Source organism: Paracoccus homiensis (assembly GCF_900111675.1).
Taxonomy (GTDB): Bacteria; Pseudomonadota; Alphaproteobacteria; order Rhodobacterales; family Rhodobacteraceae; genus Paracoccus; species Paracoccus homiensis.
In genome coordinates, this window is record NZ_FOHO01000002.1 from 40,246 (window position 1) to 63,381 (window position 23,136).

Sequence of the window (23,136 nt, forward strand, 5' to 3'; positions counted from 1 at the left end):
GCAGGTCAGGAGGGGGCAGACAGCCCCCTTCCTTCTTTGTCAGTAAGCGGCGCTGCCGCTGCCTGCGGGCAGGGCGCCGTAAGGCAGCCAGATCGTCTTGGTCCGGGTCGCGTGGCGCAAGAACAGCTCGCCCTGTGCGTCATGCTTGGTCCAGTCGCGATGGGCTGGCGACCACACGGGCTTCAGGTTCCCACCGGCGGCCTGTTCGATACGGGTCAACCCGTCACGGCTGCCGACATACCACATGGCCGCGACAGCATCATGGGCAGCTGCGGTCTGGGCCAATTCATCCTTTGCCCCTGTCAGGATGTTGACGACGCCGCCCGGCAGGTCGGAGGTGTCAAAGACCTGATAAAGTTCGGCCAGGGCCAGCGGATCGTCCTGTGCGCCAATCACGACCGTGCTGTTGCCCATGGCAATGGCCGGAAGGACCAGCGACATGAACGCCGCCAGCGGCTGCGCATTCGGGCAGGCGATCGCCATGACACCGTAAGGTTCGGGCAGCACATTGACCAGATGTCCGGGCTTGGCCTGCACATTCGCGCCGTCGAACTTGTCGGCCCAGGCGGCGTAGTGGAACGCCCGGGCGATCGCCGTGTCGATTTCGGCCTTGCTGGTCAGGCGCTGGAAATCGTCGGCGCGGGCCGCAAGGTTCTCGGCGATGTAATACAGCACCTGTGCACGGGCATGGCCGCCCATCGCAGCCCATTTGCCGGATTTCGTCGCCGCCTCGACCGCGTTGCGCATGTCCTTGCGGTTGGCAAGCGGCGCAAGGCCGCCAGGAACCGTGTAGTTCGCACCGCCATCGGGGCGTTTCTGGGCACCACCGATATACAGTTTAGCGGTACGGTCGATCCCGTGCCCCTTGCCGGTCACGTCGTCCATCAGCCGGACGGGTTTCGGGGCGGGTTCCTTGACGACCTTCACCGCCGGTTCGGCCAGATAGTCCAGCATCCCGGCCGCGCCGCCTTCGCGGCCAAAGCCGCTTTCGCGATAGCCGCCGAACGGGGCAGCCGCGTCGAACATGTTGGCGCAGTTGATCCACAGCACGCCCGCCTTGATCCGTGCGGCGATATCCGTCGCGACCGTCGCGCTTTCGGACCAGACCGAACCCGCAAGCCCGTAGCGGGTGTTGTTTGCCAGCTCGACCGCCTCATCCGCCGTGCGGAACGTCGACAGCGTGGCGATGGGCCCGAAGATTTCCTGTTCCATGCCCGGATTTGCGGGCGCGATGTTCTTCAGGTAACCCGGCGCGATAAAGCACCCCTCACCCGGTTGACCGCCGACCAGTTCGGCACCGGCATCTGTCGCGGCCTTGCAGATCGACAGGACCCGATCCTTCTGCACCGGATCGACGATGGCCCCGATATCGGTCGATTTGTCCAGGGGCGCGCCCAGACGCAGCCGCTGCATTCGCGCAGTCAGCAGCGTCTCGAACCGCGCAGCGACCGATTCCGCCACCAGAATACGCGACCCCGCGCAGCAGACCTGGCCCTGGTTGAACCAGATGGAATCGACGACGCCCTCGACGGCGGCGTCCAGATCGGCGTCGTCCATGACGATGAAGGGCGACTTGCCGCCCAGTTCCAGTGTCAGTTTCCTGCCCGTGCCCGCCGTCTGCGCGGCAATCGCACGGCCAACCTCGGTCGAGCCGGTGAAGGCGATCTTGTCGACCTCGGCCGCGACCATTGCCGCGCCGGTTTTACCGTCGCCGGTGACGATGTTCACCACGCCTTCGGGCAGGCCCACCTCGCGGCAGATTTCGGCAAAGGCCAGCGCGGTGAGAGAGGTGTATTCAGCGGGCTTCAGCACCACGGTATTGCCCGCCGCCAGCGCGGGCGCGATCTTCCATGCCAGCATCAGCAGCGGAAAGTTCCACGGGATGATCTGCGCGCAGACACCCAGCGGGGCGTGGCCCGGGAACCGCTCGTCGCGCAGTTCGGCCCAGCCCGCGTGGTGATAGAAATGCCGGGCGACCAGAGGAATATCGATGTCGCGGCTTTCGCGGATCGGCTTGCCGTTATCCAGCGTTTCAAGCACGGACAGAAAGCGTTCGCGCTTCTGGATATGACGGGCAAGCGCATATAGATGCCGCGCCCGGTCGGTGCCCGACAGTTTGGCCCATTTCGGCTGCGCCTTGCGGGCCGCCTTGACGGCCTCGGCGACATCCTCGGCGCTGCCTTGCGACAGTTCGGCCAGAACCTCGCCGGTCGAGGGGTCGCGGCTGGCAAAGCAATCGGCGGGCTTGGTGAAATCGCCCCCGATGAAATGGCCGAACTGCCCACGGCTGGCCAACCAATCGCGGACGGCGCTGCTGTCTTCGACCGAGGGGCCGTATTCCATGCTGGTCATGATCTCACTCACGCGGCTCATACTTGGTCCTCAGGCGATGGCTTGGCGATGGGCGGCGGCATAGCGGCCCGTCACATGATGGCTGATCTGGCGTTCAATATCGCCCAGCAGACTGCTGGCGCCGATGCGGAACAGGTCGGGCGACAGCCAGTCGCGGCCCAGTTCTTCATGCATCATGACCTGCCAGCTGATCGCATCCTTGGCGGTGCGCAGCCCGCCCGCGGGTTTGAAGCCGACGGTGTGGCCGGTCTGATCGCGATAGTCGCGGATCGCGCGGCACATCACCAGGCTGACCGGCAGGGTCGCATTCACGCCCTCTTTCCCGGTCGAAGTCTTGATCCAGTCCGAGCCCGCCTGCATCGCGACATGGCTGGCCTTGGCAACGTTTTCCAGCGATTTCAGGTCACCCGTGGCCAGGATCGCCTTCATCCGGGCCGGACCGCAGGCCTCGCGCATGGCGCGCAATTCGTCATACAGCGCCGACCATTCGCCGCGCAGCACATAGGCGCGGGTGATCACGATGTCGATTTCATCGGCCCCCTGGTCCAGCGCGTATCTGATTTCAGCCAGACGCAGATCCAGCGGCATCAGACCGGCCGGAAAGCCGGTTGCGACGCTGGCGACGGGAATGCCGGAATTGCCAAGCGCGCGTTTCGCCGCGCCAACCATCGTCGGATAGACGCAGACCGCGCCCGTGGTCAGCCCCTCGACGCCCATCGCCTGCAGCAGATCGGGCGCGACCGGTTGGCGGGCCTTGGCGCACAGGCGGGCCACCCGATCCTCGGTATCGTCGCCTGCCAGCGTCGTCAGGTCGATGCAGCGGATTGCGTTCAGCAGCCACGCCGCCTGATGATCCTTCTTCAGGCTGCGCCGCGCGGGCAGTGTCGCGGCGCGGCGTTCGACGGCGGGTGTGTTGATGCGGATATCGGCAAAGCCGTCAATGCGCAGTTCGGTGCCGGGATTGGTGCTCATTTGCGCGGTTTTCCTTTCACACGGTCCAGCCAGCCGCGCATGCGGCCACTGGCCTCGGTCGCCTCGGCGCTGACACGGTCGCTTGCGCGATCCCAGCCATCATCGACGGATTTCAGCGCCGGGTCGATGGTGCGTTCGCGGAACTGGGCCCACATCCGCCAGAACAGCGCCAGCAGCATCAGCAGAAAGCCGCAGATCACCATGGCGGCCCAGTTGCGCGGACGTTCATCGGGACCGGCCAGCGTGTCGATCGCGATGGCGTTGGGATAGGCGGTCAGCCAGGGCAGCCGCCAGCCATAGGCCGTGACGCTGACCCAGGTCGGATCGCTTTTGCCCGATTTCAGATTGGTCGCCTCGGCATGCAGATTGGCGCTGTCATATTTGAAATAGGGCGGCCAGATCCATCCGGTATCCTCGTTGCGATAGACGAAGACCTTGCCGTTCGGGCGCACTGTCTCGATAAAGCGCACGTCGCGCTGCCCGGCCGAATTCTCGACCGTTCCGGCATCGTCGGCGGCATAGAAGATCGCGTTGGACGAGGTGACCGCCGTCAGCCGGTTATAGGTATTGGTGATGCGGACCGTGTTCTTCGAGGGCAGCGCGTAGTCGAGGAACAGAAACACCACGACCCCCAGCAGGACCCCAAGAACGACTTTGACGTAATGCATGATTGCAAGCAGCCCCTTACTGCCAGTTCACCTGAATGACGATCCCGATGATGGCGAACGTCGGAATGATGAAGACCAGCCACAGCAGCCGGGACTTCAATGTCTTGTCGAAGCCGACCATCGCCCTGCGCACGAATTCGTCCCTGTCGCGGCTGTCGCCGGATCGGTCGGGATGACGTTCGTCCCACAGCGTTTCCAGCCGCTCGCGTCTCAGCGACCTGATATAGATACGCAGCAACAGATAAAACATCGCCTCGATCAGAAAGACGAGAACGATCAGGCGGAACAATGCGGCCATGTCACGCCTCCTTCGTCGGCACGGTGCCAACAAAGGCTAGCACGCCGCCGCCGAAAAGGACCAGTGCGCTAGTCCGTGACCTCGCGAAACCAGATCTCGTCGCATTCGGTCGCAAAGCCGTATTGATCGACCGCCATGGCCTGATCCTGCCCGTCCGGGGCGGTCAGCCGCCAATGCGTGGCATCCACGCGCCGCAGCGTCCGCGCCATCGGTTGCAGGCCCCAGTTTTCGCGGTGCAGGCTGACCGTCTGAAGATCGACCTCATCCCCCGGCCGCCCCATCGCCCGGCGCAACGTGAACAGACGGCAGGCTGGCGTGACACAAAGTTCCAGATCATCGGCGGATTCGCTGCCGGGCAGACCGCGGCCGTTCATCCCCCACAGCCCGTCGGCACGACGCCGGATCGACAGATCGACCGGGGCACCCCCGACGATGCCGCGCAGACGCGCCGCCTGCACGTTCCATGCCTGATCCGAGGTCATGTGATAGGACAGCCACGCCGGCTTGCGGTCATGTGCCCAGACGGTCGCGCCATGCACCTGCCATCCCGCATCGGATCGCGTCAGGCTGCAGGCATCATGCCCCGTTCCGTCGGCCCTGCGCCACAAAACATCTACAGAACTCATTAACACCCCACTCCCGGCACGAAATGCCGGTCGCACCCGCCGAACACATACCCAGGAAACAAAGATGGCGGTGCGAATACTGTAGAAGGTTAATCACGAAGAACAAAGTCGTGATGTCAAACAGCTGACAGAATTTGCGTTGTCATGGCCCCCGAACGCCCCTAGCCTGCCACCATGGAACGTCTCAAGGATGCCGTCGACAACCGCCGCGATCAGCTGATCACGCTGACACAGGATCTGATTCGCATCCCGACGTTGAATCCGCCGGGGCGGCACTACCTTGATATCTGCGAATACATTCAGGCACGGATGGCCCCTCAGGGCTGGCGGTGCGACATGGTGCGCGCCAAGGGTGCGCCGGGCGATTGCGAAGAATTTCCCCGCTGGAACATCGTCGCGCGGCGCAGCGGCGCCACCCGTGGCGAGACGGTGCATTTCAACAGCCATCATGACGTGGTCGAGGTCGGCCATGGCTGGACCCGCGACCCGTTCGGCGGGGAACTGGACGGCGACCGCATCTATGGCCGCGGGGCCTGCGACATGAAGGGGGGGCTGGCCGCCAGCATCATTGCCGCCGAAGCCTTTGTCGCGACCTATCCCGACCATGCCGGCACGGTCGAGATCAGCGCCACCGCAGATGAGGAATCTGGCGGCTATGGCGGCGTGGCCTATCTGGCCGATCAGGGCGCCTTTGCGCATGTCGATCACGTGATCATCCCCGAACCGCTGCACAAGGACCGGATCTGTCTGGGCCATCGCGGGGTCTGGTGGGCCGAAATCGAAACCCAGGGACGGATCGCGCATGGGTCGATGCCGTTTCTGGGCGATTGCGCCGTGCGCCACATGGGCGCCGTTCTGGCCGAGATGGAGGCGACGCTGTGGCCCCTGCTGGCCGGCAAGCGGACCGAAATGCCGGTGATCCCGGAAGGGGCGCGATCCTCGACGCTGAACATCAACTCGATCCATGGCGGCGCGGCGGAACAGGCGGCCGACTACACCGGACTGCCCGCGCCCTGCGTGCCCGACCGCGCGCGCATCGTCATCGACCGCCGCTTTCTGATCGAAGAGGATCTGGCCGAGGTGAAGGCCGAGGTCACCGCCCTTCTGGAACGGGTCAAGGCACAGCGGCCCAGTTTCCGCTACGAGGTGCGCGACCTGTTCGAGGTCGTGCCCTCGATGACCGAAAAATCCGCCCCGGTCGTGACCACCACCGCCGATGCGATCCAGCAGGTGCTTGGCCGCGAGGCGGGCTATGTCGTCAGCCCCGGCACCTATGACCAGAAACATATCGACCGCATCGGCAAGCTGAAAAACTGCATCGCCTATGGTCCGGGGGTGCTGGACCTTGCCCATCAGCCTGACGAATGGGTCGGCGTGCAGGACATGTCCGACAGCGCCAAGGTGATGGCACTGGTGCTGGAAAAACTGCTGACCTAAGCCGCCCCGCGCAACCCACGCGATAAATCCGGGCCGAAATTCACGATCCCGTGTTACCCTTTTGCGGCGCATTTGTCGGAGTGTGGTCGTGCAGCGTAACCTGGTTCTGGTGGTTCATGGGATTGGCGAACAATCTGCCGGGCAGACGATCGATGCGCTGACGGGGGGCGCGATCCGCGAGATGGGGCTGTCCGGACCCGTCGACAGCCGCACCGAAATGATCGCCGAGGATCTGCCGGACGCGCGCCAGTTGCGCCTGTTCCCCTGCACCATCCGGCAGACCTGCATCCGCGCCGATGATCGCAACGGCTTTGCGCAGGATCAGGATATTCTGGCTGCCGAAGTCTATTGGTCGGACCTGTCGCCCGCCCCGCGCGGCGCGGTCGCCACCTGTTTCGACCTGCTGCGCACCGTGCTGACGCTTGGCTATCTGGCGCTGGACAATGTCGCGCAGGGGCGGGCACCGACGCATCGGCTGATCCGGTCTCTGGTGCATCTGTTCGTCTGGATCTTCTACGCGCTGATCGCGCCGATGAACGCGCTGTTGCTGCTTGGCTCTTTCGCGGTGCTGACCGACAGCCTGCTGGTGCCGCTGGGGCCGGACGGGCTGCGCGACAGCAGCCTGATCGCCATCATCGGCGCGGTGGCCCTGGCGGCGCATCTGCTGTGGCGCCTGTGGATCCGCCGCCCGCAGGCCTCGTATCTGGAACGCAGCTTCATGGCCGGGATCGGCGGGCTGGGCCTTGTCACCTTTCTGACCGGTGTGATGCTGCGCATGGCACCCCAGGCCCCGCCGCCGGGCTGGCTGGACTGGCTGTATCGCATGTCCTGCAACGATGTCGCGCTGAACGCCTGCTGGAACCCCGCCTATCAGAACATCGCCGCGGTGATCTGGGCCTTTGTGCTGGTCATGGCGGTGACGTGGCTTGTCTCGGTCGCGGTGCTGATGGCGATCTTCGTCACCTCGATCACGACCGAGATGGGGCCGCTGCGGGCGCTGGCCGCGATCGGCCTGCCGATGGTGGTGATCCTGGCGCTGCAATCGGCGCCGGGACCGTTCTGGATGGCGCTGCTGGTGGCCGGGCTGGCCATCCTTGCCGCGCTGGCTGCCCGAAGGCTGCGCGCCCAGGGCGTCACCGCGCTGGGACACCTGACGCGGGTGCTGGGTCAGCGCGACCGCATCTATCTGCCGGTCTGCAATGCGATGCTGTTTCTGTGGATGCTGTTCTCGGCCGCGCTATGGTCGCTGTTCTCCGAGGTGATCGGCACGCTGGACGGTGTGGCCGACGGGCAAAGCCTGCTGACGCAGCTCTACGGCGACTATTCGGACCTGGCGATCAGCACCATGTCCTATATCGTGTTCGGACTGGCCGGTCTGGTGGTGATCGGCGCGGTGCCGCTGGCGATCAGGCTGCGTCACCGCAAGCATCTGGCACAGGATCCCGACGGCTGGCTGGATGTCTGGTGCGGGCGGGTGATCCTGAACCCGGTGCTGAACCTGCTGCTGATGCTGCTGGTGCTGTGGATCGCCTTTGGCGGTGCGTTTCAGGCCGTGACCACCGGGCTGCAACTGCTGGGCATCGCCTATTACCCGTGGAACACAGACACGCTGCTGGGCCAGTTGAACAGCTTTCACGAAACGGTCAATCGTCAGAACACGCTGGCGATCACCATTGTCGGCGTGGCCGGGGTGCTGGCCTATCGCGGCTCGGCCTTCGTTTCTGCCGCGCTTGGCGTGGCGCGCGATATTAGCGTCTATTCCGCGCGCACGCTGGCCTATACGCCAACCGGGCCAGAAGGCCGCAGCAGCTATGCGGCGCGGCAACGGATCAAGGCGCGGTTCCGGCGCGTTCACGACCACCTGTCGCAGCAATATCCCCATGACCGGCTGATCGTGATCGCCCATTCGCAAGGCACCGTCATCGCCGCCCAGTCGCTGCAAGAGGGTGATTTCGGCGCCCTGCCCACCTATCTGGTCACGCTGGGATCGCCGCTGACCCATATCTATGCCCAGTATTTCACCAGAGGCTTCGAGATGGCCGATCTGCGCCACAGGTTGCGGCGCTGGATCAACATCTATCGCTGCGACGATTTCGTCGGCACGCAGATCACCCTGCCCGACGCGCCGGTCGAGAATCACCGCGTTCCGCCCGCAGGCCATACCGGATACTGGACCGACCGGCATGTCTGGCAGGCGGTGCAGCAGATCCTTGGACGGCCCGGCTGATCAGAACGGCACGTCCTGATCGTCGCCCGCGACCGGCTGGACATAGGCGGCCTTGATCGTCTTGAACCCTGTCGCGAACTGCACGGTCAGGGTATCTTCGGCGATCCCCATGATCTGACCCTCACCGAATTTCGCATGCGTCACCTGATCGCCCACGCTGAATTTCGCGGCGGGTGCGGCATCGATGGTGATCGGGGCGCGATGCACCGGTGCCTTGCGTTCGCTGGCCCGCGCCTGCATCCGCTTCCACCCCGGCGAATTGTAGACATCGGCCTTCGAGGCGCGGTCATGCATCTGCGTGCCGGGATTGGCCCCGGCATAGGCCATCGCCGCGCCATAGCCGCCGCCATACAGCCCCGGCGGGGTCAGAACCTCGATCTGGTCCTGCGGCAATTCGTCAATAAAGCGTGAGGGCATCGAGCTTTGCCACTGACCGTAAAGCCGCCGGTTGCCCGCAAAGGTGATCGTCGCCAGACGTTCGGCACGCGTGATGCCGACATAGGCAAGGCGGCGTTCCTCTTCCAAACCCTTGGTGCCGTTTTCATCCATCGCCCGCTGGTTGGGAAACAGCCCGTCTTCCCAGCCCGGCAGAAAAACCACCGGAAATTCCAGCCCCTTCGCGGCGTGCAGCGTCATGATGCTGACCTGTTCGCCGGTCTCGTCGCTGTCGCGATCCATGACCAGTGCGACATGTTCCAGAAAGCCCTGAAGATTGTCGAAATCCTCAAGCGCCTTGACCAGTTCCTTCAGGTTGTCCAGACGTCCCGGGGCGTCGGGCGACTTGTCGTTCTGCCACATCGCGGTATAGCCGGATTCGTCCAGAATCCGTTCGGCCAGTTCGACATGGCTGATGGCGTCGTCCGTGGCATCGACGTGCCAGCGCCCAACCCCGTTCACGAAATCGCGCAGATTGGCCAGCCCCTTGCCGCCAAGCTGCTTGTCCTCGACCGCGATCCGCGCGCCTTCCAGTAGCCCGACACCGTTCTGGCGGGCAATGGACTGGATGGTCTGGATCGCCTTGTCGCCCAGCCCGCGCTTTGGGGTGTTCACGATCCTTTCAAAGGCCAGATCGTCATCGGGGCTGACGACCAGACGGAAATAGGCCATCGCATCGCGGATTTCCTGCCGCTCGTAGAAACGCGGGCCGCCGATGACGCGGTAAGGCAGACCGATCGTCATGAAACGATCCTCGAAGGCCCGCATCTGGTGCGAGGCGCGCACAAGGATCGCCATGTCGTTCAAGCCGACCGGTCCCAGCGCCGCGCGATGGCCGCCCTGAAACGCCTCGATCTCTTCGCCGATCCAGCGCGCCTCGGCCTCGCTGTCCCAATGGCCGATCAGGCGCACCTTTTCGCCCGCCTCGGCATCGGTCCACAGCGTCTTGCCCAGCCGCCCGGAATTGGCCGCGATCAAGCCCGACGCCGCCGACAGGATTTCCGGGGTGGACCGGTAATTCTGTTCCAGCCGGATCACCTGCGCACCGGGAAAATCCTTTTCGAACCGCAGGATGTTGCCCACCTCGGCGCCGCGCCAGCCATAGATCGACTGGTCGTCATCGCCCACGCAGCAGATGTTCTGATGCGCCTGCGCCAACAGCCGCAGCCACATGTATTGGGCGACATTGGTATCCTGATATTCATCCACCAGAATATAGCGGAACCGATCCTGCCACCCCTTCAGGATATCGGGATGGGCCTGAAACAGGGTGACGCAATGCATCAGCAGATCGCCGAAATCGACCGCATTCAGCGTCAGCAGACGATCCTGATAGGCCTGATACAGCCGCCCGCCCCAGCCATCGAAGGTCGCCTCTTCGCCCTTGGGCAACCTGCCGGGCGTCAGGCAGCGGTTCTTCCAGCCGTCGATCAGATGCGCCAACTGCCGCGCCGGCCAGCGCTTTTCATCCAGATTCTCGGCCTTGATCAGCTGTTTCAACAGCCGGATCTGATCGTCGGTATCCAGAATCGTGAAGCTGGGCTTCAGATGCAGCTGCCCATTGCCGATCAGTTCGGCGTGACGGCGCAGGATCTTGACGCTGATGCTGTGAAATGTGCCCAGCCAGGGCATTCCTTCGACCGTCTCGCCCAGAAGGCGGGCGATGCGGTCCTTCATCTCGCGTGCGGCCTTGTTGGTAAAGGTCACCGCCAGGATCTGCCCCGGCCGCGCCCTGCCCTGCATCAGCAGATGCGCGATCCGCGTGGTCAGCGCCCGCGTCTTGCCGGTCCCCGCCCCCGCCAGCATCAGCACCGGCCCGTCCAGCGTTTCGACCGCCGCGCGCTGTGCCGCGTTCAGCCCGTCCAGATAGGGCGTCGGTCGCGCCGCCATCGCGCGTTGCGACAGCGACAGCCCATCGAAATCGTCGGAATCGTCCACAAGGTTCATCCCGCCAACATAAGCCTTCGCCCGCGCCAAGGAAAGCCCGCGTTCCCCTTATGTTCGACACGATCTGCGACTGGTCAGCGCCGCGCCCTGTCGTTACCCTGCCCGCAAACCGAAAACAGGAGAGTGCGATGAAACTGACATGGCTTGGCCATTCCGGCTTCCGGCTTGAAATCGAAGATGCCGTCATCCTGATCGACCCGTGGCTGTCGGGGAACCCGGTCTTTCCCGAAGATCAACGCGCCCAGGCGATCGGCGGGGCCACCCATATCTTGCTGACCCACGGTCATGGCGATCACTCGGGCGATACGCTGGCCATCGCCAAGGAACTGAAGATCCCGGTCGTCGGCATCTTCGATCTGGTCAACAGCTGGGCCACCCATCAGGGGATCGACGGCATGGGCTTCAACAAGGGCGGCACGGTCGATCTGGGCGGGGCCAAGGTCACGATGGTGAATGCCAGCCACTCCAGTTCACTCGACGGGGCGGACGGGCCGATCTATGCGGGCCATGAATCGGGCTACATGATCGCGGGCGAAGGGCATGTGATCTATGTCAGCGGCGATACCGACATTATGGCCGACATGGATTGGATGGGCGAATACCATCAGCCCGATATCGGCATCCTTTGCGCGGGTGGCCATTTCACCATGGACATGCGTCGCGCGGCCTTCGCGGCCAGGAAATATTTCGACTTCAAGACCGTGATCCCCTGCCATTACAAGACCTTCCCGCTGCTGGAACAATCGGCCCAGCCGCTGATCGACGGTCTGCCGGGTGTCGACGTGATCGAACCGCAAGTGATGAAGGCCATCGACCTGTGAGCTTCCAGACCTTCGAAGACCCCGCGGGCGGCGACAATCATGCCGCCCGTCTTGCCGATCTGCGCGCCCGGATGCGTCAGCTGGATCTGGACGCCTTCATCATCCCGCGTGCCGACGCCCATCAGGGCGAATATGTCGCCGATGCCGATGCGCGGCTGGCCTGGCTGACCGGCTTTACCGGCAGCGCGGGTTTTGCCATCGTCACCGCTGATCGGGCGGGCGTGTTCATCGACGGGCGCTATCGCGTGCAGGTGAAATCCCAGGTCGATCTGGCGCATTTCAGCCCCGTGCCCTGGCCCGAAACCCGTCCCTCGGACTGGCTGGCGCAGGCGCTGCCCGCGGGCGGACGCGCCGGGTTCGATCCCTGGCTGCACACCCGCAAGGAAATCCGCGCGATGGAGGCCGGCCTGCTGGGCAGCGGCATCGGCCTGATCGCCACGCCCGACAATCCGGTCGATGCGATCTGGACGGACCGTCCGGCACCACCGGTCGGCGCGGCGCGCATCCATCCCGATGCGCTGGCGGGCGAAACCGCTGCGGCGAAACGCGGTCGCATCGCGTCGGAACTGAAACAGGCCGGGCAGGCCGCCGCCTTCCTGTCGCTGCCCGACTCGATCTCGTGGCTTCTGAACATCCGGGGCAGCGATGTCCCCAAGAACCCGATTCTGCAAGGCTTTGCGGTGCTGTCGGATGACGGTCGCGTCGCCCTGTTCAGCGATCCGCAGAAATTTGATGCCGCCACCCGCGCGCATCTGGGCGATGATGTCACCGTGCTGCACCCGAACGGGCTGACCCCGGCGCTGCTGGATCTGGAAGGCCCGGTCCGCATCGACCCCGGCTCGGCCCCCGAAGCCGCGTTCCGCCTGCTGGAACAGGCCGGCACCGGTATCGCCGAAGACAGCGATCCGGTCGTCCTGCCCAAAGCCCGCAAGAACCCGGCCGAGCTTGCAGGCATGCGCGACGCCCATCTGCGCGACGGCGTGGCCATGGTGAACCTGCTGTCATGGCTTGACGCTCAGGACCCCGCCACCCTGTCCGAAATCGACGTGGTCCGGAAACTGGAAACATTCCGCCGCGAACAGGGCGCCACCGATATCAGCTTCGATACGATCTGCGGCGCGGGTCCGAATGGCGCCATCGTCCACTACCGCGTGACCAAGGGCACCAACCGCCGCCTCGCCCGCGATCAGATGCTGTTGATCGACAGCGGCGGCCAATATCCCGACGGCACCACCGACATCACGCGAACCCTGCCCCTCGGCTCGGCGCCCGAACAGGCCATCGGGCCGTATACCGCGGTCCTGCGCGGCATGATCGCGCTCAGCCGGACCCGCTTTCCAAAGGGCGTGGCCGGCGCGCATCTGGATGCGGTCGCGCGGCAGTTTCTGTGGCAACAGGGGCTGGATTACGACCACGGAACCGGCCATGGCGTCGGCGCGGCCCTTTGCGTCCATGAGGGACCGATCCGCATCAGCCGGGTCAGCGACCTGCCCCTGCAAAACGGCATGATCCTCTCGAACGAGCCCGGCTATTACCGCGAAGGCGACTTCGGCATCCGGATCGAGAATCTGGTCGCGGTAACTGACGCCCCTGCCGAGGCTGGCCGCGACATGCTGGGCTTCGAAACCCTGACACTCTGCCCCATCGACCGGCGCTGCATCGATATCGACGCCCTCGCGCGCGACGAACGCGACTGGCTCGACGCCTATCACGCCCAGGTTCGGGCCGCACTTGGCCCATGGGTGACCGGTGCCGCGCGGGACTGGCTGGATCAGGCCACACGCCCGCTCTGACGCTTGCCTTGGGCAAATATCCCCGGGGGGCGCGGGGGGCAGGCAGCCCCCCGCCATCGCGGGACGCAAACAGCGCCGCGGATCTTCCGCGGCGCCGCCCTTTCAATAATCCTGCAACAGCCGTTCGGCCTCATCGCGACAGGGCGTCAGCACGGATCGATCCTCGCCCGGAAAGAACCGCGCCCGAACCGCCGTCGGCATGGGCTGCGGCTCGGCAATGACCACCTTCGGGCCGGTGCTGGCATTCTCGGCCTGCCAGCTGCGGGCAAGTGCGATCTGCGCGGCCTTGCTGGCCCCATAGGCGCCAAAGAATTTCCGACCGCCGCGCGCATCGTCAAAGAACATCGCCGTGCCGCCCCGCAACCGCAGAGCCGGCTCCAGCAGGGCAATCAAACCGCGCACCACTTCGGCATTCAGCAACAGCGATTTCGCCCAGTCCTTGCCATCGACATGCGGCGCGGGCGCCAGCGGGGCGGCGTGAACGGCCGTATGCGCCCAGAAATCCAGCCCGCCCCAACGTTCGACGATCGCCTCGGCCATCTGCTGCATCGCGCCGGCTTCGGTCACATCCATCGGCGCCAGCGTGGCCGCGCCGCCCGCGGCGCGGATCCGGTCGTCCAGTTCCTCCAGTGCGCCCACCGTGCGCGCCACCGCCAGCACGTGATAGCCCCGAACCGCCAGCGCCTCGGCCATGGCGGCGCCCAGACCGCGCGATGCGCCGGTCACCAGCGCCAGTTTCTGTGTCGTATCGCTCATGGGTTCTCCATTGCCACCGCGCCCCGGCGCGCGCAAGTCTGCACGAAAAAAGGGCCCCCGAAGAGGCCCCTTGATCATCTGTCATCGCGCTCAGCGCTGGCCGACGGATACGTAGTCGCGCTTTTCCGACCCGACATACAGCTGACGCGGACGGCCGATCTTGTTCTGCGGATCGCCGATCATTTCCTTCCACTGCGAAATCCAGCCGACGGTGCGCGACAGCGCAAAGATCGGCGTGAACATCGAGGTCGGGAAGCCCATCGCCTCCAGGATAATGCCCGAATAGAAATCGACATTCGGATACAGCTTCTTCGAAACGAAGTAGTCGTCCTCCAACGCGATCTTCTCCAGCTCCTTGGCAACCTGCAGCGTCGGGTTGTCGTGGATGCCCAGCAGATCCAGAACCTCGTCCGCCGATTCCTTCATGACCTTCGCGCGCGGGTCGAAGTTCTTGTAGACGCGGTGGCCAAAGCCCATCAGGCGGAAGGGATCGTCCTTGTCCTTGGCGCGGGCGATGTATTCCGGGATGTTTTCCACGCTGCCAATCTGGCGCAGCATTTCCAGACACGCCTGGTTGGCGCCGCCATGCGCCGGGCCCCACAGGCAGGCAATGCCCGCGGCGATACAGGCAAAGGGATTGGCCCCCGACGACCCTGCCAGACGCACGGTCGAGGTCGAGGCGTTCTGTTCGTGATCCGCATGCAGGGTAAAGATGCGGTCCATCGCCTTGGCCAGCGCCGGATCGACGTTGTATTTCTCGGCCGGAACCGAAAAGCACATGTTCAGGAAGTTCGACGCATAGTCCAACTCGTTGTTGGGATACACGAAGGGCTGCCCGATCGAGTATTTATAGGCCATCGCCGCGATGGTCGGCAGTTTCGCGATCAGCCGGATCGAGGCGACCTCGCGCTGCCACGGATCGCTGATATCGGTCGAATCGTGGTAGAACGCCGACATCGCACCCACGACGCCGACCATGGTCGCCATCGGATGCGCATCGCGACGGAAACCACGGAAGAAGTTGTGCATCTGCTCATGCACCATGGTGTGACGGGTCACACGGCTTTCGAAATCGGCCAGCTGCTCTGCCGAGGGCAGTTCCCCGTAAAGAAGCAGATAGCAGACTTCCAGGTAATGCGACTGATCCGCCAGCTGTTCGATCGGGTAGCCGCGATACCACAGCTCGCCCTTGTCGCCGTCGATATAGGTGATCGTGGAATCACAGCTTGCGGTCGAGGTGAAGCCGGGGTCGTAGGTGAAGACACCTGCCTGACCATACAGCTTGCGAATATCCAGAACGTCCGGCCCTTGGGTCGGGGACAGCACCGGCAGGTCGAATTCCTTGTCATCCAGTAGCAGTTTTGCTGCCTTCGCGTCGGCCATTGAAAGGTCCTTTCCGGCTAGGCCGGGTCAGACACCGAAATGGGCGACGGACCCGGGCAAGTAAGGGCGGGGCTCAGCCCGCCGAATCCAGTTGATCCTGCAACCGGGCCAGCGATTCCTCGCGGCCAAGCGCCGTCATCATGTCGAACACGCTGGGGGTGGCGGTCCTTCCGGCCAAAGCGGCCCGCAAGGGGCCTGCCAGCTTGCCAAGTCCGACGCCGTTCTCCTCCGCCACGATCTTGGCCGCCTGCTCCAGCTCGTCTCGCGACCAGCTAGCATTCTGCACCGCGGCAGTCAATGATTTCAGCATACCACGGGATACCGTATCCAGTGCCTTGCCCGCCTTTTCGTCGACATCGACAGGCCGCTCGATCAGTGCAAACCGCGCCTGTTCCAGCAGTTGAGGCAGCGTTTTTGCCTTTTCCTTCAATGCGGGCAGCGCCGGAACAAGCCGATCTTCCTGACGTTGCGTCAGCGGTTCTGACCCGGTTTCGGCAAGGTAATCGGCCAGCGCCTGCAGCAGCGCAGCATCCTCCATCCGGCCAATATGGAAACTGCTGACATGTTCCAGCTTCTTGAAATCCAGCCGCGCGGGCGCGCGACCGATTCCGTCCAGCCCGAACCAGTCGCGGGCCTGCTGGTCATCGAACAATTCGTCGTCGCCATGGCTCCAGCCAAGGCGGGCCAGATAGTTGCGCATCGCCGCGGGCGGATAGCCAAGCGCGGCGAATTCGTGCAGCCCGACGGCGCCGTGACGTTTGGACAGCTTCTTGCCATCCTCGCCATGGATCAGCGGGATATGGGCAAAGACCGGGCGATCCCAGCCCATCGCGTCATAGATCTGGATCTGGCGGGCGGTGTTGGTCAGGTGATCGTCGCCACGAATCACATGGGTCACGCCCATGTCGTGATCATCCACCACCACCGCCAGCATATAGGTCGGCGTGCCGTCGCTGCGCAGCAGGATCATGTCGTCCAGCTGATCATTGGCCACGCGCACCGCGCCCTGAACCTGATCCTCGATGACGGTTTCGCCGGTCTGCGGCGCCTTCAGACGGATCGCATAGGGCGCATCGGGCAGATCGGTCGCATCGCGCCACGGGCTTTTGAAGGGCGCGCGCGGGTTCGCCTCGCGCCAGGCGGCGATTTCCTCGGTCGTGGAAAAGCACTTGTAGGCACGGCCCGCCGCCAGCATGTCGCGGGCGATCTCGGCATGACGGTCCTTGCGGGCGAACTGGCTGATCGGTTCGCCATCCCAGTCAAGGCCCAGCCATTCCAGCCCTTTCAGGATCGCGGCGGTCGCCTCGGGGGTTGATCGGGCGCGGTCGGTATCCTCGATCCGCAGCAGGAACTGACCGCCATTGGCGCGGGCGAACAGCCAGTTGAACAGGGCAGTCCGGGCCCCGCCGATATGCAGATAGCCGGTGGGCGAAGGGGCAAAGCGGGTGACGACGGGGGTATCTGACATCTCGGCCTTCTTGGTCGAATTACGTGACAGAGGCATTGCAGGATTAACACTTTGGTAAGCCGCAAATGCCATCATTCGCGGCAAGAAATAGAGAACCGCCGTGGAAAGGACAAGAATGCCGCCGCCCTCTGGCACCCTGTCGCATGTCGTGGCGCAGCCGGGCGGGGGCGCATCGCCCGGATTTTCCATGTCGGCACAGGCAACGCGCACCCGCAGGCCACGGCCAGCCGCCGCCGGTCGGGCGGGCCTGTTTGCATGGGTGCCGGTACTGTTGTCGGCGGGAATCGGTGTGTGGTTCACCCGGCCGGGGCAATGGCCGGATGCAGCCTGGGCGGCGCTGGCAGGGTTGCTGCTGCTGTCGCTTGTGGCGGCACAGATGGCGCTGCCCTGGGCGGAACGCGGGCGCATCGGCTGGGGTCTGGCAGACGGCTTGCGGGTCGGGGCGGCGGGCCTGTCGCTGATGGTGGTGGGCTTCGGGCTTGCCGATCTGCGCAACCGGATGGTCGCCGCGCCGGTCCTTGAATGGCGCTATTACGGCCCCGTCGAAGGCCGGCTGGTCGAGATCGACCGTTCATCGCGCGATCGGATCAGGCTGACGCTGGATCAGCCGGTGCTGCGCGATCTGTCCCCCGACAAGACCCCCGCGCGGGTGCGGCTGTCACTTATGGAAGGCGCGGACGACAGGTTGCCCGCGCTGGGACAGCGGGTGATGCTGACCGGGCATCTGGGACCGCCGCCCGCCCCTGCGGCGCCGGGCAGTTTCGATTTTCGTCAGTATGCGTGGTTTCAGGGATTGGGCGCGGTCGGCTATTCGCGCACGCCGGTCATGTCCGTTTCGCCGCCCGAATCCGGGATCTGGACCGTTCATCGCGCCCGCATGGCGATCAGCGCCGAAATCCAGGCCCGCATCGGCGGACAGGCCGGCGCGGTGGCTTCGGCGCTGACGACGGGCGACCGGTCGGGCATCGAAGAAGCCACGAACGAGGTGATGCGCGCCTCGAACCTGTATCACATCGTCTCGATTTCGGGCCTGCACATGAGCATGCTGGCAGGGTTTGTCTATGCCGGTCTGCGCTATCTGCTGATCGCCGCGCAGGCGGCGCGGCTGATGTCGGGCCGCGCCACCCACAAGCAGGCCGCGATCGGCGCATTGCTGGCTTCGGCGGCCTATCTGTGGCTGTCAGGCGGTGGCGTCGCGACCGAACGCGCCTTCGTCATGGTCGCGGTGATGCTGATCGCGATCCTCGTCGACCGGCGCGCGGTCTCGTTGCGCACCGTCGCGCTGGCGGCGTCGATCATCCTGATCCTGAACCCCGAGGCGCTGACCTCGCCCGGATTTCAGATGAGCTTTGCCGCCACCATCGCCCTGATCCTCAGCTATGGCCCGTGGTCGCGCATCGCCCCGTATCTGCCGGTGTGGATCCGCCCGGTGGCGATGCTGCTGGTGTCGTCCTTCGTGGCGGGGATGGCGACCTCGCCCATCGCGGCCGCGCATTTCAACCGCATGGCGCAATATGGCCTGTTGGCAAACTTGCTGGCGGTGCCGGTGATGGGGACATTCGTGATGCCCGCCGCCGTCATCGCGGCGGTGCTGGCCCCCATCGGGCTGGCGGGCCCCGCGCTATGGGTCATGGGGATCGGGACCGAATGGATGCTGCGCGTGGCCGCATTCGTGGCCGGGCTGAACGGTGCGGTGACCGGTATCGCGCTGCCCCCCGGCGCGGTTGTGCCGCTGATGGGATTTGGCGCCTGCCTGTGCATCCTGTGCTGGCGGCAGGGGGCAGGCGCGCGCAGGCTGACACCTTTGGCGGCAGGCTTTGCCCTTGGCGGGCTGATGCTGGCGGCGGCGGCGGCACTGTGGCTGACGGCCAGCCGCCCCTTGCTGCTGATCGCACCCGAGGGCGAGGCCGTGGGCCTGATGACGCCTGCGGGGCGCGCCATCTCGAAGCCGTCGGGTGGATCCTTCACCGTCAGCACATGGCTGTCCGAGGATGGCGACATCACCACGCAGATGCAGGCCGCCGCGCGGCCCGCATGGCGCGGGGACAAACGCGACCGATATGCCCGCCTGCCCGACGGCTGGACCGTCTGGCACCTTACCGGGAAAGGATCGGGCGACCGCGCGCTGCCACATTGCCGCCCGCGACATGTCGTCATCGTCAGCGAAAAACTGGCGGTGCCTGGGCCGACCGATTGCCTGCTGCTTGATCTTGCGGCCCTGCGCCGCACCGGCGCGGTGGCGATGGACATGGGCCCCGAAGGCCCGATCCTGCGAACCGTGAACGGCACCCTTCGTTGATCCAGACCTTTTGCCGATTGCGTGTTGCAGGCGGCGCGACCTAGGCTGCCGAACAAGAGGTCCGTCATGCGCCATCTGTCCCTTGCCGCCTTCCTTGCCTGCCTCGCCGCGCCCCTATGGGCCGAAGGGATCGCGGTGTTTCCCGTCAAGCTGCTGGACACTTCGCATGAGGCGCGCGACCAGCGGGCCGATCACGATCGGCGGCTGATGCTGTTCGGGCAGGTCTTGGCCGACCACCTGCCCGATGCCCGGTTGATCGACCCGCAGGCACTGGACACCTGTCAGCCACAGCGAACCGAATGCCTGCTGGCCCTGGCACGCGACCAAGGTGCCGATCAGGCGGTGTTCGTGGTGATCCAGAAAACCAGCACGCTGATCCTGCAGGTCTTTGCCAATCGCGTCGATCTGACATCGGCGGACCGGGCCGACAGCCGGAACCTGAATTTCCGGGGCGACAATGATGCGGCATGGGAACGCGCCGCCCGGTTTCTGGCGGGGCAGCTGACGACGCCACGCTAACCGCGCGGCGCGATCACGCCGATTTCATCCAGCGCGGCCTCCAGCCCCGACAGGGGCTGGCCCCTGACCTCGGCCACCAGCGCATCAAAGCGGACGCGCAGCGCGGCCTTTTCCGCGCCCTTGCAATCGTTCCACGGACGTCCCTGCACCGCCATGCACAGCACGTAATAACCGATGAAATGCGGGCTTTCGCCCGCGACCAGCAGGGCGCGATAGGCCTCATGCGCGCCGATCCGGCGCAGATATGCGGCATCGGCCACCCCTGCGCCGATCAGGGCACGGGCGGTCGCGGGGCCGATATTGCGGATCTCGGTCAGATCGCTGGTCATCCCTGCCTTCCCAAAGCGCGTGATTTGCTGTATCAGCGCGCGGATTCCAAGGACAGCATGATATGACTCAGGACGCCACCCAGAAGGCCGCGAAAAAGCTATTCATCAAGACCTATGGCTGTCAGATGAACGTCTATGACAGCCAGCGCATGGCCGAGGCCATGGGCGCCGAGGGCTATGTCCTGACCGAGGACCAGTCGGATGCCGACATGGTTCTGCTGAATACCTGCCATATCCGCGAGAAAGCCGCCGAAAAGCTGTATTCCGATCTTGGCCGCCTCAAGCCGCTGAAGGCCGAAAAGCCCGACCTGAAAATCGGCGTCGCGGGCTGCGTCGCGCAGGCCGAGGGCGAAGAGATCGTGCGCCGGATGCCGCTGGTCGACCTGGTCGTGGGTCCGCAGACCTATCACCGCCTGCCGCAGATGCTGCGCGGCGAGGCGCCGAAGATCCTGACCGAGTTCCCCGAAGAGGACAAGTTCGACCACCTGCCCGAACGCAAGGTCACCCGCCGCGCGCCCGCGGCCTTCCTGACCGTGCAGGAAGGCTGCGACAAGTTCTGCGCCTTCTGCGTCGTGCCCTATACCCGCGGCGCCGAGGTCAGCCGCCCCGTCGAACGCATCCTGCGCGAGGCCCGCGATCTGGTCGCCCGCGGCGTGCGGGAAATCACGCTGCTGGGCCAGAACGTCAACGGCTGGCACGGGCTGGGCGAGGATGGCCGCGAATGGGGCTTTGGCCGCCTGATCCGCGCCATCGCGGAAATCGACGGGCTGGACCGCATCCGTTACACGACCAGCCATCCCAACGACATGGCCGACGACCTGATCGCGGCGCATCGCGACATTCCCGCGCTGATGCCCTATCTGCATCTGCCGGTGCAATCGGGCAGCGACCGCATCCTGAAGGCGATGAACCGCAAGCACACGGCCGACCAGTACCTGCGCCTGATCGACCGCATCAAGGACGCCCGCCCCGACATCCTGCTGACCAGCGATTTCATCGTGGGCTTTCCCGGCGAGACCGATCAGGACCATGCCGACACGCTGCGCCTGATCGAACAGGTCGGCTTTGGCACGGCCTTCAGCTTCAAATATTCGCCCCGCCCCGGAACGCCCGCCTATGACCGCCCCGAGGTGGACAGCGCGGTCGCCGATGCCCGGCTGCAGGAATTGCAGGCATTGCTGAGCCGACAGCAGAAGGCCGCCCAGGAAGGCATGGTGGGCCGCAGCCTTGGCGTCCTGTTTGAAAAGCAGGGCCGACTGCCGGGACAGATGGTCGGCAAGTCGGATTATCTTCATTCGGTCTTTGTCGAAGCGCCGGACGCGCAGATCGGCGATCTGGTTCAGGTGCGCATCGTCGAAAGCGCGGCCAATTCGCTGCGCGGCGAGCTGATCTGAACCGCCGGCCCCCAAGGAACGCGCGAACAGGTGGGGGCCGGCTGTCTTTCACGCGGTCCAGCCTGCGCGAAAGGTCGTGTCGCCATTTCGGTGGCGAATGACCGTGCGACCACCCCCAAGGAACGCGCGAACAGGACGGGGGTGGTCGCGGTCACGCCCGAGGGCGTGATCCGGAATGGTCGGGCGGGCTATTCGCCCCCGCCCAGACCGTGAACATAGGTGGCGACGGCGCGAATTTCGGCCTCGGACAGGCGCGAGGACCAGGCGGGCATCACGCCATAAGGGCCTTCGGTGATGATCCGGTTCAGCGCGGCGGGATCGCTGCCGTACAGCCAGACCGCATCGGTCAGGTTCGGCGCGCCCTGCGACCGGTCGCCGGTTCCGTCCTCCATGTGACAGGCGGCACAGTTGTCGGCAAAGATTTCAGCCCCCGCGCCCGCCTTGCCCGCGTCATGCGGCTGATCGGCCAGCGACAGGACGTAATGCGTCACCTGATCGATCTGCTGGCGGTCCAGCAGCCCATCGGTGCCAAAACGCGGCATTTCCGAATAGCGGGTGTCATCATCCTGCGGGTCGCGGATACCGTGTTGCAGCGTCAGGTGGATATCCTGCAAGCTGCCGCCCCACAGCCAGTCATTGTCCAGTAGGTTGGGATAGCCCCTGGCCCCCGCCGCACCCGAACCGTGGCATTGCGCACACCAGGTGCGGAACAGCGCCCCCCCGGCATTGGTCGCATAGCTTTGCAACTCGGGGTCCTGCGGGATCTGGTCCAGATCGACCGAGGCCAGCCGCGCCTGAATATCGGCATTGGCCTGATCGAATCGCGCGATCTCGGCGGCGACATTGTCACGGGTGGTGGTGCCGATCAGCCCCTTGGTCGCGCTGCTGACCAGCGGCACGGCGGGATAGGCCAGCATGTACAGGATCGCCCAGACGATCGTGACATAGAAGGTCCACAACCACCAGCGCGGCATCGGGTTGTCATATTCGGTGATCCCGTCCCATTCATGCCCGGTCGAGGGCACCTCGTCGGCCTGAACCTTCACGCCGTGGCGGCCCTTGCGGCGATGTCTGGGGGCCTCGGGCTGATCGGGCGCGGCACGCGGGGGGATGTCGCCGGCCAGCTTGGCGGCATGTTCGGCATCTGCCGCCGCGCGATTCTGGTCGATGGGCTCCTTGCCGTCGGGCTGCTTGTCCTTGTCGGCCATCACCGGCCCTCCTTCTTGTCGGCATGGCCCGCAATGTCGCGTGCGGGGCGCTTTTCGTTGCGGAAGATGCTTTCGGCCGCATCGCGTTGCTGGGCGCGGGCGCCGGGGCGGAAAACGAACAGGATCACGCCCAGAAAGAACAGCGTCAGGGCCAGCAGAACCCAGCTATCCGCCAATTGTCGCAGGAAACTATAGCGTTCCATG

The 23,136-nt window shown here is 65.0% G+C and carries 19 protein-coding genes; 7 read left to right on the top strand and 12 right to left on the bottom strand.

The annotated features are described in order from the left end of the window. Positions 1–39: 39 nt before the first annotated feature. The 5 genes from BMX67_RS02465 to BMX67_RS02485 all read right to left on the bottom strand — a co-directional run bounded on the left by BMX67_RS02465 (position 40) and on the right by BMX67_RS02485 (position 4,916). Complete coding sequence (locus tag BMX67_RS02465) at positions 40–2,373, bottom strand: aldehyde dehydrogenase family protein (RefSeq protein WP_090732271.1); 2,334 nt, start codon at positions 2,371–2,373, stop codon at positions 40–42. Between the two features lie 9 nt (positions 2,374–2,382). Further along, complete coding sequence (gene deoC, locus BMX67_RS02470) at positions 2,383–3,324, bottom strand: deoxyribose-phosphate aldolase (RefSeq protein WP_090732273.1); 942 nt, start codon at positions 3,322–3,324, stop codon at positions 2,383–2,385. After that, positions 3,321–3,992 carry a DUF1523 family protein gene (locus BMX67_RS02475; RefSeq protein ID WP_090732274.1) on the bottom strand — a complete coding sequence of 224 codons (672 nt, stop codon included), beginning with the start codon at positions 3,990–3,992 and terminating at the stop codon, positions 3,321–3,323. Before BMX67_RS02475 ends, deoC begins: the two co-directional genes overlap by 4 nt. A gap of 16 nt (positions 3,993–4,008) precedes the next feature. Then, positions 4,009–4,290: a hypothetical protein gene (locus BMX67_RS02480; RefSeq protein WP_090732276.1), complete on the bottom strand. Its 282-nt coding sequence runs from the start codon at positions 4,288–4,290 to the stop codon at positions 4,009–4,011. Between the two features lie 68 nt (positions 4,291–4,358). Further along, positions 4,359–4,916, bottom strand: coding sequence for a putative glycolipid-binding domain-containing protein (locus BMX67_RS02485; RefSeq protein ID WP_090732278.1), 558 nt, complete (start codon positions 4,914–4,916; stop codon positions 4,359–4,361). A gap of 174 nt (positions 4,917–5,090) precedes the next feature. Between BMX67_RS02485 and BMX67_RS02490 the strand changes: the two genes are divergently transcribed. Continuing rightward, complete coding sequence (locus tag BMX67_RS02490; protein ID WP_090732279.1) at positions 5,091–6,353, top strand: acetylornithine deacetylase/succinyl-diaminopimelate desuccinylase family protein; 1,263 nt, start codon at positions 5,091–5,093, stop codon at positions 6,351–6,353. Between the two features lie 88 nt (positions 6,354–6,441). Then, positions 6,442–8,580 carry a hypothetical protein gene (locus BMX67_RS02495; RefSeq protein WP_090732281.1) on the top strand — a complete coding sequence of 713 codons (2,139 nt, stop codon included), beginning with the start codon at positions 6,442–6,444 and terminating at the stop codon, positions 8,578–8,580. Here BMX67_RS02495 and BMX67_RS02500 read toward each other — a convergent pair whose 3' ends face one another. Next, positions 8,581–10,962: an ATP-dependent helicase gene (locus BMX67_RS02500; RefSeq protein WP_090732282.1), complete on the bottom strand. Its 2,382-nt coding sequence runs from the start codon at positions 10,960–10,962 to the stop codon at positions 8,581–8,583. 128 nt (positions 10,963–11,090) lie between these two features. Here BMX67_RS02500 and BMX67_RS02505 point away from each other — a divergent pair, with 128 nt between their 5' ends. Beyond that, positions 11,091–11,783, top strand: coding sequence for a metal-dependent hydrolase (locus BMX67_RS02505; RefSeq protein WP_090732284.1), 693 nt, complete (start codon positions 11,091–11,093; stop codon positions 11,781–11,783). Next, positions 11,780–13,576: an aminopeptidase P family protein gene (locus tag BMX67_RS02510; RefSeq protein WP_245739121.1), complete on the top strand. Its 1,797-nt coding sequence runs from the start codon at positions 11,780–11,782 to the stop codon at positions 13,574–13,576. The genes BMX67_RS02505 and BMX67_RS02510 overlap by 4 nt, the downstream gene beginning before the upstream one ends. A 102-nt stretch (positions 13,577–13,678) precedes the next feature. On the opposite strand, the gene BMX67_RS02515 is transcribed toward BMX67_RS02510, so the two are convergent. The 3 genes from BMX67_RS02515 to gltX form a co-directional block, all read right to left on the bottom strand. Beyond that, positions 13,679–14,332, bottom strand: coding sequence for an SDR family NAD(P)-dependent oxidoreductase (locus BMX67_RS02515; RefSeq protein ID WP_090732285.1), 654 nt, complete (start codon positions 14,330–14,332; stop codon positions 13,679–13,681). A gap of 90 nt (positions 14,333–14,422) precedes the next feature. Then, positions 14,423–15,715, bottom strand: coding sequence for a citrate synthase (gltA, locus tag BMX67_RS02520; protein WP_090732287.1), 1,293 nt, complete (start codon positions 15,713–15,715; stop codon positions 14,423–14,425). Between the two features lie 73 nt (positions 15,716–15,788). Next, positions 15,789–17,183, bottom strand: a complete 1,395-nt coding sequence (gltX, locus tag BMX67_RS02525; RefSeq protein ID WP_090732288.1) for a glutamate--tRNA ligase — start codon at positions 17,181–17,183, stop codon at positions 15,789–15,791. A 115-nt stretch (positions 17,184–17,298) separates the two neighbouring features. Between gltX and BMX67_RS02530 the strand changes: the two genes are divergently transcribed. Beyond that, positions 17,299–19,482: a ComEC/Rec2 family competence protein gene (locus BMX67_RS02530; protein WP_090732290.1), complete on the top strand. Its 2,184-nt coding sequence runs from the start codon at positions 17,299–17,301 to the stop codon at positions 19,480–19,482. 66 nt (positions 19,483–19,548) lie between these two features. After that, complete coding sequence (locus tag BMX67_RS02535) at positions 19,549–20,001, top strand: DUF2380 domain-containing protein (RefSeq protein ID WP_090732292.1); 453 nt, start codon at positions 19,549–19,551, stop codon at positions 19,999–20,001. Here the strand turns inward: BMX67_RS02535 and BMX67_RS02540 are convergent. Continuing rightward, positions 19,998–20,330 (bottom strand): TfoX/Sxy family DNA transformation protein, encoded by a 333-nt coding sequence (locus BMX67_RS02540; RefSeq protein ID WP_090732293.1) that lies wholly within the window; start codon positions 20,328–20,330, stop codon positions 19,998–20,000. The genes BMX67_RS02535 and BMX67_RS02540 overlap by 4 nt on opposite strands. Before the next feature lie 62 nt (positions 20,331–20,392). Between BMX67_RS02540 and miaB the strand changes: the two genes are divergently transcribed. Next, positions 20,393–21,724 (top strand): tRNA (N6-isopentenyl adenosine(37)-C2)-methylthiotransferase MiaB, encoded by a 1,332-nt coding sequence (gene miaB, locus BMX67_RS02545; RefSeq protein WP_090732295.1) that lies wholly within the window; start codon positions 20,393–20,395, stop codon positions 21,722–21,724. A 188-nt stretch (positions 21,725–21,912) separates the two neighbouring features. On the opposite strand, the gene ccoP is transcribed toward miaB, so the two are convergent. Both ccoP and BMX67_RS02555 read right to left on the bottom strand, forming a co-directional pair. Continuing rightward, positions 21,913–22,932: a cytochrome-c oxidase, cbb3-type subunit III gene (gene ccoP / locus BMX67_RS02550; protein WP_090732296.1), complete on the bottom strand. Its 1,020-nt coding sequence runs from the start codon at positions 22,930–22,932 to the stop codon at positions 21,913–21,915. Beyond that, positions 22,932–23,135, bottom strand: coding sequence for a cbb3-type cytochrome c oxidase subunit 3 (locus BMX67_RS02555; RefSeq protein WP_090732298.1), 204 nt, complete (start codon positions 23,133–23,135; stop codon positions 22,932–22,934). Before BMX67_RS02555 ends, ccoP begins: the two co-directional genes overlap by 1 nt. Position 23,136 lies beyond the last annotated feature (1 nt).